This is a genomic window from Caballeronia sp. BR00000012568055, assembly GCF_029439455.1.
GTDB lineage: Bacteria > Pseudomonadota > Gammaproteobacteria > Burkholderiales > Burkholderiaceae > Caballeronia.
On sequence record NZ_JAQFVG010000024.1, the window covers coordinates 37,670 to 48,869 of the forward strand.

Consider the following 11,200-nt stretch of genomic DNA (forward strand, 5'->3'; position numbering starts at 1 on the left):
GCTCATGATCGAATGTCCTTTGAGAAAGCCGCAGACTTTTCGACGATAAAGTCCACGAAAGCCCGCACACGCGATGACAGATGCCTGCCATGCGGATAAAGCAGGATGAACGGCCGGCTGCATCCGCCGAAGTCCTTCAACACTTCGACGAGCGTGCCCGCGCGAAGTTCGGCATCGGCAACGAAGCGATAAGTCTGAAACAGTCCAGCGCCATGAAGCGCAAGCGGAAGACCGGCTAAAGCATCGCCGGAAGTTTTATAAGTCGCGTGCGTAACGAATTCCACCGGCTCGCCGTTCCGCATAAAAAGCCACGGCACCGGACGCCCCGTGCTTGGCATTTCGAACTGAATGCAATCGTGATCGCCTAGTGCTTCAAGCGTTTTTGGCTTGCCTTTGCGCTTGATATAAGCGGGCGACGCCACCAGCACCATTTCCGCATCTTCAAGCTTGCGCGCGATAAGACCCGAGTCGCGCGGCGCGCGGCCGCGTATCGCCAGATCAAACCCCTCTTCCGCGAAGTCTATATTGCGATTGCTTAGGTGTGCTTCCACTTGCACTTCGGGATATCGCTCGCGAAATTCGGCGAGCATCGGCAAGGCGCGATAGTGGCCGTAAGGCGTCGGCATGCTGATGCGCAACACGCCTGCGGGCACGGTCTGCTGACCGGTCGCTTCGCGCTCCGCTTCGGCTAATCGATTGAGCGCGTCGCGGCATTGCTCGAAGTAACGGCGGCCTGCATCGGTCAGGCGAATCTGGCGCGTGGTACGCACGAAAAGCCGCACGTTAAGGCGCTGCTCAAGCCGCGCGACGGAACGGCTAACCGCTGCGGGCGTAACGCTGGCAGCGGTTGCGGCAAGCGTAAAGCTGCCCAGTTCCGCCGCTAAGCAAAACAGTTCGATACTGCCGAGAAGAAGATCGTCGAATTGACGCTGCATGTTTCGGCCCGGATGTGTTGACCTGCATCTTCGATGCTTGAGCGTGCGCGGTCAATCGGGCTTCACTTGAATGACTTGTTACGGCAAGGAATAAATGCGCTTTGCAAAGAAAATCGCCCGTTTTTCTTAGCGAATAAACGGGCGTTTTCTTTAGGCTAAGGCCAAGCTTATTTAGCGGTTATTTAGCGGTCGGCATCACAAATTCAGCGCCCTTTTCCGTGCTTTCGGGCCAGCGCTGCATGATCGACTTTTGCTTGGTATAGAAACGCACGCCTTCTTCGCCGTATGCGTGCATATCGCCAAACAAACTGCGTTTCCAGCCGCCAAAGCCGTGCCATGCCATCGGCACCGGAATCGGCACATTGATACCGACCATGCCGACTTCGATCCGACGCCCGAATTCACGTGCGATATGGCCATCGCGCGTAAAGCATGCAACGCCGTTGCCGAACTCGTGTGCATTGACGAGATCGACTGCTTCCTGGAAGTCTTTTACGCGCACGCAAGACAGCACCGGCCCAAAGATTTCTTCCTTGTAGATACGCATGTCTGGCGTGACGTTGTCGAACAGTGTGCCGCCGGTAAAGAAGCCGTCTTCGTGGCCCGGCACTTTGAAGCCGCGTCCATCGACGACAAGCTTTGCGCCTTCGTCCACGCCCATTGCGATATAGCCTTCGATACGTTCGAGTGCCTGCTTAGTGACGATCGGGCCCATTTCGGCATCGAGTTCCATGCCGTTCTTGATCTTGAGCGTCTTGGCGCGTTCCGCAAGCAGCGGCACCATTTTGTCGGCGACATCGCCCACCAGCACCGCAACGGAAATCGCCATGCAGCGCTCGCCTGCGGAACCGTAACCTGCGCCGATCAGGGCATCGACTGCCTGTTCGATATCGGCGTCGGGCATCACGACCATATGATTCTTAGCGCCGCCCAAAGCCTGCACGCGCTTGCCGTGCTTGGCGCCCGTTTCGTAGATGTAATTGGCGATCGGCGTCGAACCGACGAAGCTGATCGCGCGCACATCGGGATGTTCGAGCAGTGCATCGACCACGACTTTATCGCCTTGCACGACGTTGAAAATGCCATCGGGCAAGCCTGCTTCTTTAAGCAGCTTCGCCATAAAAAGCGACGCAGAAGGATCGCGCTCGCTTGGCTTAAGAATAAACGCGTTGCCGGTGGCAATTGCGACCGGGAACATCCAACACGGCACCATGCACGGGAAATTGAACGGCGTGATACCGGCCACGACGCCCAACGGCTGACGCATTGTCCAGTTGTCCATACCAGTGGAGACTTGATCGGTGTAATCGCCCTTGAGCAATTGCGGCACACCGCATGCAAATTCGATCACATCGATACCGCGCGACACTTCGCCTTGCGCATCGGTAAAGACCTTACCGTGCTCGGCGGTGATGATCGCGGCGAGTTCGTCGCGATGCGTGTTCATCAATTCGAGGAACTTGAGCATGACGCGTGCGCGGCGGATAGGCGGTGTGTCGCGCCAGGCCGGGAACGCGGCTTTCGCGCTCTGCACAGCGGCATCGACATCGGCCACTTCGCCTAAGACGAGCTTGCGCGGACGCTCGCCGGTCGCCGGATTGAAAATGGGCTGCGAGCGCGAGCCAGAGCCGTTGACGCGCTCGCCGTGAATGAAATGGACGACGTCGTTGGTATCGTTGAAAGCGGCGGGCATCGTGTCTCCTGATGTTCGGTTTAGCAATACATGCAGTGTATGAACGATCGGGCGCGCTGCAAAGACGTTAAGATTGAACTCATTGTTCGTAACGGCAAACAATCGACGTATTAATTCTCTTATGGATGAGCAAAAAATCGAGGCGCTGTGGACGCATTTGCATTGGCTAACGGTGCTGGCTGAGCAAGGCAGTTACACGGCGGCGGCGGCGCGCCTGGGCGTAAGCAAAGCGGCGATGAGTCAGCGCATTGCGGAACTGGAGCGCGCGGCGGGCGTGCCGCTGGTCACGCGCACCACGCGCAGCGTGCGATTCACGGAAGCCGGCCGAAGACTCGTCGATGACACGCGCGCGCAATACGAGCACATCGCCGCAAGCTTTACGAGTGTCAGGGAAATGGCGGGCGTGGCGCGCGGCCTGATCCGCGTGACTGCGCCGATGGCGTTCGCGCGGCAGCAATTGGTATCGCGTATGCAGGGGTTTTTGCACGCGCATCCGGAAGTGCGGGTGCAACTGGATGCATCCGATCGTTTGAGTTCGATTGCAACCGAAGGCTTCGATCTCGCGATCCGGCACAGCGCACAAGCACCGGAAACGCATGTCGCATGGAAGTTGTGTGACACGCATTCGGTGATTGTCGCAACGCGCGCGTATTTGAAGCGTCGCGGCACGCCTTTGACGCCCGCTGAACTCGCCGTGCACGATTGTCTGTTTTATCCGCGCACGCAATCGCAAGCGGTGTGGTCATTCGAGCGCAAGGGCGCGCGCAAGTCATCGGCGGGGCCGCATACGCTGGCGGTAAATGGGCCTTTCTCAGCCAACAATAGCGAAGTATTGCGCGATGCAGCGCTGGATGATCTCGGCATCGCGCTATTGCCGGACTTCACCGCGCAGGCTGCCGTGCAAAGCGGCAAGCTCGTGGTGCTGTTGCCGGATTGGCGACCTGTCGGCGGCTTTGCGGAACATCTTTATGTCGTGCGGCCTTATACACCGCATGTGCCGCGTGCGGTGGCGCTTTTTATCGGCTATTTGCGCGAGGCTTTTGCCAGCGGATTTCCGCTTTCTTCTTAGCAAAAACGCGCTCGGTTTTAGCGAGCGCGTTTAGCGTATTGCTCAGGGAATTGCTTAGGAATTGCTAAGCGAGTGGCTTAGTGATGCGCGAACGTCGAGCCAATATCGTGTTGCACCGCGATTCCCGAGCCGGATTGCACCGTCCCTTCCGATACACCGCCGTAGCCGTTTTGCGCATTGACACGCGCTTGTGCGGCTTGGATGTCTTGCGGATAGGTCGTATCGCTTAAACGGGCCGGGTTATAGCCCGCTTTTTCCAGTTGGACCAGTTGTGCGCGAACTTCGGCGCGGGTTAGCGGCTGGCTTTGTGCGAACGATGCAAGCGGTGCCGACAAAGCGAGTGCCACAGCAGCAATTTTGATGAGCTTGTTCATGATTGCTTCCTCCGATCAGTTTTGAATGCGTCGCTTGCGTTGCCTTGTTTTGGCTTGCCTGCGACCGTTGAACAGAGTTTAGGAACTTCATTCACTAGGGTAAATACTGATTCGACGAAATCAGTATTGGTGAAAAGCAAGCTAATCGACGCGATAGGTATCCATATCGATCGATAAAAACACGCATACAGATAGCCCTTGCGACCCTTCCGGTCATTCACGAATCGTCTATAACAAAATGAGATCTCGGGCGCGCATGCAGCACGGACGATCGCGCCCCGTTCGCCCTTGCGATGGGAGAGACGGCCTTGAAGCGAATCGTGGTGATCGGCGCGGGTTTCGCGGGACTATGGAGCGCGCTCGCCGCCGCGCGCAAGTTCGATGAACTGGGCCAGCGCGCGGATCAGGCCGAGGTCGTCATCATCAACCCGCAGCCGTGGCATAGCGTGCGCGTGCGCAATTACGAGCATCCGCTCGAACCCACGCTCGTGCCGCTGGATAGCGTGCTGGGGCCAACCGGCGTGCGTCTTGTTCAGGCCAAAGCCACTTCCATCGATAGCACGAACCGAAGCGTCATGACCGACGGCGACGGCGCGGTCGAGTACGACCGCCTGATTCTCGCGGTCGGCAGCGAACTCGTGCGCCCTCATATTGCCGGCCTCGAACAATACGCCTTCGATGTCGATACCTACGGCGGCGCATGCACGCTGCAGGCGCATCTGCAAACCTTGCCCGCTTTGCCGGATCCACCGGGACGCTATACGGCTGTCGTGGTCGGCGCGGGGCTGACGGGCGTCGAGCTTGCGGCGGAGTTGCCCTCACGTATGCGCGAAATCGTCGATGAAGCCGATCGCGACAAAGTGCGTGTCGTGATCGCGGATCGCTCGGGCAAGATCGCGCAGTCGATGGGCGGCGCGCAGCCTGTTATCGAAGATGCGCTTAACACGCTTGCGGTCGAGTTGCGGCCGGGCATGTCGCTCGAATCGATGGACGCGCAAGGCGTGGTGCTCACCAATGGCGCGAAAAAAGAGCGCATCGACGCGTGCACGGTAGTGTGGTGCGGCGGCATGCGCGCGAGTGCGCTGGCCGCGCAATTGCCCGTTACGCTCGATCCCGCCGGACGCGTTCCCGTCGATTCGTTTCTGCGCGTGGAAGGCGTCCCCGACGTCTTTGCAGCCGGCGACTGCGCGCGCATTCTGATCGACGGCGTGCGGCCTTCGGTGATGTCGTGTCAGCATGGCCGGCCGATGGGCCGTTATGCCGGCAACAACGCCGCCTGCGATTTATACGCTAAAGAAATGTTGCCGCTGGAAATCGACTGGTACACGACCATTTGCGATCTCGGCCCGTGGGGCGCGGTCTATACGGAAGGATGGGACAGGCATCTGGTTTCGCAAGGGGAAACCGCTAAAGCCACTAAGCGCACCATCAACGGGGAGCGGATTTATCCGCCTAAAGAGGGCACGCGCGAGGCTTTGTTTGCAGCGGCGGCGCCCGTGGTCCAGGCGCCGCCTCCGACCGTCCGCGCGGACGGTCAGTAATCCATACGACTTAAGCCTTAGACCTTATCAACCGAAGCGTCGTAGATTTCGTCGATGGAGGCTTCGAGCGTCTTGTCGAATTCGTCGTCGCTCATCGACTTCTTCAGCTCGTTGATCAGCGCGCGCGAGAAGCTCGCGATCATGCCGTGGTTATGCGCAAGTTTCTTGCACGCATCGCTGCGCGTATAGCCGCCCGACAACGCCACCACACGCACGACACGCGGATGCTCGATCAGCGGACGATAGAAATCCGCCTCATCGGGGATGGTCAGCTTGATCATCACCTGGCTCGATTCCGGCAGCGCGTCGAGACCCTTCAGCAATTCGTCACGCAGAATCTTTTCTGCAGCGGCCTTGTTCGGACTCTTGATCGAAACTTCCGGTTCGAGGATCGGCACCAGACCATGCGCGATGATCTGCGCGCCCACTTCGAATTGCTGTTTCGACACAGCGGCAATGCCTTGCTCGTTGGCATCGTGAATAACCGAGCGCATTTTGGTGCCGAAGATGCCGAGCTTTGCAGCACGAGCAAGCAAGTCGTCGAGGCCGGGAATCGGCTTCATGATCTGCACGCCGTCCTTTTGCTCTTCGAGGCCTTTATCGACCTTCAGGAACGGCACCACGCCACGGTCTTCCCACAGGAATGCGGGCACCGGCTTGCCTTCCGCTTCGCCGTCCATCGTGCGTTCGAACAGAATCGCACCGATCACTTTCTTGCCGGTAAACGAAGGCGCGGTGATGATGCGCACGCGCATTTCGTGCATCAGCTTGAACATCTCGGCGTCGCCGTTATAGGCGTCGTCAGGAATTCCGTATTGCCGCAATGCGCCGGGCGTCGAGCCGCCGCTCTGATCCAGAGCGGCAATGAAACCTTGCTTATCGGCCATCTGCGCGAGCATCTTTTCGTTAGCCACGAACATCTCCCTCCTCAAAGTTCAAACACCGGAACGCGCGCAAAGCGACATCCCGGGCTTCTGGTTCACCTTTGATAAGTGTACTGGTTTTGGCGTGCGCCTTTCTCGTGCAAATCCGCCAAATACCCGGCTTTGCTGTCGAATTGCTTAAGAAAAGCGCTAAGAGAAGCGCTTAGGAAGGCGCGGAATTGAGATCACCGGCGTTCACGGTGCGCGTGCCGGAGCGTGAAAGCATGCTTGCCGCGCGGCGAAAGAATGAGGAAGAAGCTTGAGGAACCGGCAGCGGTGCTTCCTCGGGTTCAAGGACCACTGGCTCAGGTATGACGACCGGTGCGAACGCTTCACGCGCAGTGGCGCAACGCTGGTTGAGCGCGCGGCGCATGTCGGGATCGACGATAAGCGCCTGCGCCGTCGTCATCCCTCGCTCGAATTGCAGCGCGTAGACGACGTCAGTGAAGTCATCGTACTGACCGCTGTCAGCCAGTTCGTACGCCAGTTCGATGGTGCGCTGGCGTTTCCATGTTTCGAGATCGTCGTTGCCCGTGCTCACAGGTGCCCTCTTCTCAAGGGATGAGGTGCGAATGATGTTAGCCGGATAACGCTGATTAATCGTTGCCGCGTCACAACACGCATGCAAAGATCGGACGTAAAAATGCCTTGCTAAAGTGCGCGATTTAACGCTAGCGCCTGGCTATTTTCTTAGCTAAGTCTGCCAAAGCGTTTTAGCGCACGCGTGTTCTTTTCTTAAGCCGATGCAAACGCCAGCAATGCGCGATTGAATGCGCCCGGATTAGCCACATTCATTCCGTGCGATGCCCCATTGATTGTTACGCGTTCTGCAAATTCGACCCACTCGACCAGCTTTTCGACGTTATTGCGAAACATGCGCGGGCTTTTCTGTCCGTCGATCAGCAGCGTGCGGCACTTGATATCGCGGGCGATATCGCGCGAATAAGCGGGCAAAGGATCGCGCAATTGCTTAGGCAGCGTCAGCGCGTTATCCAGCGCCATGCGGCGGAAGCTTTCCGTGCTCTTGCTCCAAAAGCCCGGCATGCTGACCGAATCGACGAACATTTCCAAGCCTTGGTTAAATTCGCCTTGATCGATTAAATCCGCTACGCGTGCGCGCAAGGCATTCATTGCGGGCGGCAGCGTTGCGTTTTCCGCTTGCGGCGCGATTTGCAAAGGACCGCCCGGATCGGCAAGCGTCAGTGATTTCACAAGACGCGGATATTCGCGCGCCAAATGAAATGCGACGCAGCCGCCGCGCGAATGGCCGACTAAGTGCACCGGCGCAATATCCATCGCTTCGATAAATTCCGCCATTTCCGCGACGTGCGCTTCCCAGCCGAATTCGCCGCGCACGAACGCATCGACGGCGGGCCAATAGTGTGAAAGGCTCGGCGCGATGCATCGAAAGTGCTTCGAAAGTGGCGCGATTTGCGCGGACCAGTAGCGGTAATCACACAGCGAGCCGTGGATGAACAGCATCGGCTCGCCATCGCCTGCATCGACGAAAGGCACGGAAATGCCGGATGCCGTCGTGGCAAATGAGGCTTCAGGCAAGGCTGGAACGCCAGTCAACACTGCGAAATCGGTACGCGCATTCATGGATAAGCTCCTTGAATGCGACTATGCGCCGCGCAGACTTAAAAGAAAATCGCATAATTTTGATAGGATGGTTCAGATTTTCTTATAGCGCGTTTTTTAGCGAATTCCTTAGCGCCGTTCTTAGCCGATGAAAGCACTCGACCTCGATGTTCTTACTATGATCGTCGCCGTGGCGGACACGGGCAATATCAGCCGCGCGGCGGAGTTGGTGCATCGCTCGCAATCAGCGGTGGGCATGCAGATCAAAACGCTCGAAACCGCGCTTGGCAAGGCGCTATTCGTGCGCAAGCCGCGCAGCGTGGTGCCCACTCAAGACGGCGAAGTGCTGCTGACCTACGCGCGTCGCATGATCGCTTTGCGCGACGAAGCGTGGGCAGCGGTGGTTCGGCCCGATGTGACCGGGCGCGTGGTGATTGGCGTGCCGGACGACTACGCGTCGTCGCTGTTTCCGCCCATCCTCAAGAAATTTTCCGCGACTTACCCCAAGGTCGAAATTCAGGTGGTCGGCTTGCCGAGCCTCGCGCTTGCGCCGATGGTGAAGGACGGTTCCGTCGATCTCGTCTGCGCCACGCGCGTCAAAGGCCTCTCAGGCGACTTCGTGCGTCACGAGCCGATGGTCTGGGCCGCCGCACCCGGCGACACCGAAATCTGGCGCGAACGCCCCTTGCCAATCGCCGTGTTTCTGCCCGGAAGCGTGGCGCGCGAAAACGCCATTCGCGCGCTGGAGCATGCGCGCATTCCCTATCGAACCTCGTATGAAAGTCCTAGTCTGCTCGGTCTTTTGACGATGGCCGAAGCCGGTCTTGCCGTCACGCCGCTCGCAAAATGCGCGGTGCCGGCGCATTTCACGCTGCTCGGTCCGCCTCAGGGCTTGCCCGATATCGGCACGCTCGAAGTGGTGCTGGCGCGCAGTGCGGCATCGAGAAGGCCGCCTTGCGACTTTCTTGCCGAACGCATCATGGCCGACCTACGGCGTTGATTTCGGCTTGAATCATATTCATACGCCTGACGGCCCAATTTCGCACTAAGCCATTCGATGCCACCATCGGCAAGGAAGCAGCCATGATGCGATACACGTCATTGCGACGCACTTTGGAGATGCGCTCGGGATCGAGCCATGCGTGATTTTGCGCGAGCAGCACGAGTGTTTCGAGACCGATCATGATGGGCCACAGGCACGCGAGACGCAGCCGCACTTGGCCGCGCGGAATGGCGAGCGTGTAGTCGATGGCATCCTGATACAGCCCGAGCGTGTGTTGCAGCAGTTCAGCTAACACGGGCCGCGCGCGCACGAAAACATCTTGCTGCAAGAGGTTTTCTGCTTCGAGACCATGACGCGCGAGCATTGACGATGGCAAATAACATCGGCCGATACGAAGGTCTCGTGCGCAATCGCGCAGCACGTTAGTCATCTGCAAAGCCTTGCCAAAGCGCACGCCGCGCTTAAGCATGATCTCCTGCGCAATCTTCAGTGTGCCCGGCATATGCGCATACGTCATCTTCGTCCAGAACTCGCCGACACAGCCCGCAACGAGATATGTATAGCGGTCGAGTTCATCGAATTGCTTAAGCGCGGCGATCTGTCCCGAGGTTTCATCGGGAAAGGTGCGCAGATCGAATTCCATACCGGTGGTAAGCGTAGTGACGATATCGCGCACGGCGGCGCTATCGCTTGCGCTGAGTTGCGGGAGGATGGCGAGGGCATCGCCTAAAGATTCGAGCAGCTTGCGTTCGTCCGGTTGCGCTTGCTGGCCTGCGACTTCGTTTGCGATCTGGCGCAACGCGTGGTCATCGCGCGTGCCGTTGACTTGAGCGCGCAAAGACAGCAGAAGATCGAGACGGCGTTGCGGCGACACCAGCGACGTATCGGCGATGGTATCGGCGGCGCGCGCGAGCAGATAGGCGAGACCGATCGGATCGCGCATTGCGCCCGGCAGAATGCGCAGCGTGAGATAGAACGAGCGCGAAACGCCCTTTAAAAGCGGGCCAAGCAGAAAGGCCCGAGGAGATGAGTTCATGTGTCGGATCGGATATCGGCCATTCGCGCGATAACGCGCGCCGCGGGCATTGTATCCGTCCGCGTGTTACTTCACGTTTTAGGCGCTTCTGTAGGTGCTTCTTTAGGCGTTTCTTTAGACGCTTCCTTAGATGTCTCTTTATGCGCTTCGTCAGCGGTGATGCGTTCGAGCTTGACCTTAGCGCTGCCAGCGCGTTGCAAACGAATAATCGTGGCCGCTGCAAAAGAAAGATCGATCACGCGATCCTTTACAAACGGCCCGCGATCGTTGATACGCACGATTACGGATCGTCCAGTCACCACATTGGTTACGCGCACATAAGAGCCGAACGGCAAGGTGCGATGCGCTGCGGAATACGCGTGCATATCGTAACGTTCGCCGTTTGCGGTACGACGGCCTTGAAATTTGCGCGCGTAATAGGTTGCTTTGCCGACTTCAAACGAAACCGGCTGGATAGATGGCGCATCTGACGTCGCATCTGATGGCGCGACTTCGTCAGGCTCGACCGTCGAAGTGATCAGTGGCTCTTCGACCACTGGCGCGGGCTCCGGCGCTTGATGCGCAGCGCATCCGCCAAGAGCGATAAAAGCAACGAGCGCGGCCACGCGCCCGCGAAAAACAGAGGCACTGGCCTGCATGAGCGGACTTCTCCATGAAATACCGATTCATGGAATCGGCCCGCTCATAACGCCCGTTCTTTAGCTTCGTTGACCCTTAGCGACTAGATATGACGCATCTTTACATTGCTAAGGAAAATGCTTAATCAAGCTGACGACAAAGCTGCGGCAGGCTTACCGCCACTAAGCAATTCAGGCATTAACGCCCACACTTCAGCACGAAGATAATGTTCGAACGCCTGACGCACTTCAGGATGTCTTAGCGCAAATTGCACCGTCGCCTTGAGATAACCGAGCTTGCTGCCGCAGTCGAAACGCGTGCCGTAATAGCGATAAGCCAGCACTTGTTCTTCCGCCAGCAACTTACTGATTGCATCGGTTAACTGAATTTCACCGCCTGCGTTCGGACGCGTATTGCGCAAGTGATC

Annotated in this window: 11 protein-coding genes and 1 pseudogene; 3 read left to right on the forward strand and 9 right to left on the reverse strand. The window is 58.2% G+C overall.

What is annotated here, in order from left to right; genetic code table 11:
- Window positions 1-2: 2 nt before the first annotated feature.
- On the reverse strand, window positions 3-935 hold the full coding sequence (locus tag P7F28_RS02690) for a LysR family transcriptional regulator (protein ID WP_277182896.1): 933 nt from the start codon (window positions 933-935) through the stop codon (window positions 3-5).
- Between the two features lie 178 nt (window positions 936-1,113).
- Entirely contained in the window at window positions 1,114-2,628 is a 1,515-nt protein-coding gene (locus P7F28_RS02695; protein ID WP_277182897.1) for a CoA-acylating methylmalonate-semialdehyde dehydrogenase, read from the reverse strand.
- Window positions 2,629-2,749: 121 nt separating this feature from the next.
- Between P7F28_RS02695 and P7F28_RS02700 the strand changes: the two genes are divergently transcribed.
- Window positions 2,750-3,697, forward strand: a complete 948-nt coding sequence (locus P7F28_RS02700; RefSeq protein ID WP_277182898.1) for a LysR family transcriptional regulator — start codon at window positions 2,750-2,752, stop codon at window positions 3,695-3,697.
- Window positions 3,698-3,774: 77 nt separating this feature from the next.
- On the opposite strand, the gene P7F28_RS02705 is transcribed toward P7F28_RS02700, so the two are convergent.
- Window positions 3,775-4,071: a DUF4148 domain-containing protein gene (locus tag P7F28_RS02705; protein ID WP_277182899.1), complete on the reverse strand. Its 297-nt coding sequence runs from the start codon at window positions 4,069-4,071 to the stop codon at window positions 3,775-3,777.
- A gap of 308 nt (window positions 4,072-4,379) precedes the next feature.
- Here P7F28_RS02705 and P7F28_RS02710 point away from each other — a divergent pair, with 308 nt between their 5' ends.
- Window positions 4,380-5,612, forward strand: a complete 1,233-nt coding sequence (locus tag P7F28_RS02710; RefSeq protein WP_277182900.1) for an NAD(P)/FAD-dependent oxidoreductase — start codon at window positions 4,380-4,382, stop codon at window positions 5,610-5,612.
- 17 nt (window positions 5,613-5,629) lie between these two features.
- Here P7F28_RS02710 and P7F28_RS02715 read toward each other — a convergent pair whose 3' ends face one another.
- The 3 genes from P7F28_RS02715 to P7F28_RS02725 all read right to left on the reverse strand — a co-directional run bounded on the left by P7F28_RS02715 (window position 5,630) and on the right by P7F28_RS02725 (window position 8,137).
- Window positions 5,630-6,511 (reverse strand): fructose bisphosphate aldolase, encoded by an 882-nt coding sequence (locus tag P7F28_RS02715; RefSeq protein WP_370467221.1) that lies wholly within the window; start codon window positions 6,509-6,511, stop codon window positions 5,630-5,632.
- 187 nt (window positions 6,512-6,698) lie between these two features.
- Window positions 6,699-7,076: a hypothetical protein gene (locus P7F28_RS02720; protein WP_277182902.1), complete on the reverse strand. Its 378-nt coding sequence runs from the start codon at window positions 7,074-7,076 to the stop codon at window positions 6,699-6,701.
- 194 nt (window positions 7,077-7,270) lie between these two features.
- A complete protein-coding gene (locus tag P7F28_RS02725; RefSeq protein WP_277182903.1) occupies window positions 7,271-8,137 on the reverse strand; it encodes an alpha/beta fold hydrolase in 867 nt (288 codons plus the stop codon).
- A gap of 127 nt (window positions 8,138-8,264) precedes the next feature.
- On the opposite strand from P7F28_RS02725, the gene P7F28_RS02730 reads away from it, so the two are divergent.
- A complete protein-coding gene (locus P7F28_RS02730; protein WP_277182904.1) occupies window positions 8,265-9,116 on the forward strand; it encodes a LysR substrate-binding domain-containing protein in 852 nt (283 codons plus the stop codon).
- Here P7F28_RS02730 and P7F28_RS02735 read toward each other — a convergent pair.
- The 3 genes and pseudogenes from P7F28_RS02735 to P7F28_RS02745 form a co-directional block, all read right to left on the reverse strand.
- Window positions 9,094-10,155 carry a phytoene/squalene synthase family protein gene (locus P7F28_RS02735; RefSeq protein ID WP_277182905.1) on the reverse strand — a complete coding sequence of 354 codons (1,062 nt, stop codon included), beginning with the start codon at window positions 10,153-10,155 and terminating at the stop codon, window positions 9,094-9,096. The two genes, P7F28_RS02730 and P7F28_RS02735, sit on opposite strands and share 23 nt — an antisense overlap.
- A gap of 71 nt (window positions 10,156-10,226) precedes the next feature.
- Window positions 10,227-10,793 (reverse strand): septal ring lytic transglycosylase RlpA family protein, encoded by a 567-nt coding sequence (locus tag P7F28_RS02740; protein ID WP_277182906.1) that lies wholly within the window; start codon window positions 10,791-10,793, stop codon window positions 10,227-10,229.
- Window positions 10,794-10,918: 125 nt separating this feature from the next.
- Window positions 10,919-11,200, reverse strand: a pseudogene (locus tag P7F28_RS02745) (UTP--glucose-1-phosphate uridylyltransferase); the annotation flags it as partial.

Coding starts and splice junctions, on each gene's coding strand:
- P7F28_RS02690 (WP_277182896.1), bottom strand. CDS start 935: ATGCAGCGTCAATTCGACGATCTTCTTCTCGGCAGTATCGAACTGTTT.
- P7F28_RS02695 (WP_277182897.1), bottom strand. CDS start 2,628: ATGCCCGCCGCTTTCAACGATACCAACGACGTCGTCCATTTCATTCAC.
- P7F28_RS02700 (WP_277182898.1), top strand. CDS start 2,750: ATGGATGAGCAAAAAATCGAGGCGCTGTGGACGCATTTGCATTGGCTA.
- P7F28_RS02705 (WP_277182899.1), bottom strand. CDS start 4,071: ATGAACAAGCTCATCAAAATTGCTGCTGTGGCACTCGCTTTGTCGGCA.
- P7F28_RS02715 (WP_370467221.1), bottom strand. CDS start 6,511: ATGCTCGCGCAGATGGCCGATAAGCAAGGTTTCATTGCCGCTCTGGAT.
- P7F28_RS02725 (WP_277182903.1), bottom strand. CDS start 8,137: ATGAATGCGCGTACCGATTTCGCAGTGTTGACTGGCGTTCCAGCCTTG.
- P7F28_RS02730 (WP_277182904.1), top strand. CDS start 8,265: ATGAAAGCACTCGACCTCGATGTTCTTACTATGATCGTCGCCGTGGCG.
- P7F28_RS02735 (WP_277182905.1), bottom strand. CDS start 10,155: ATGAACTCATCTCCTCGGGCCTTTCTGCTTGGCCCGCTTTTAAAGGGC.
- P7F28_RS02740 (WP_277182906.1), bottom strand. CDS start 10,793: ATGCAGGCCAGTGCCTCTGTTTTTCGCGGGCGCGTGGCCGCGCTCGTT.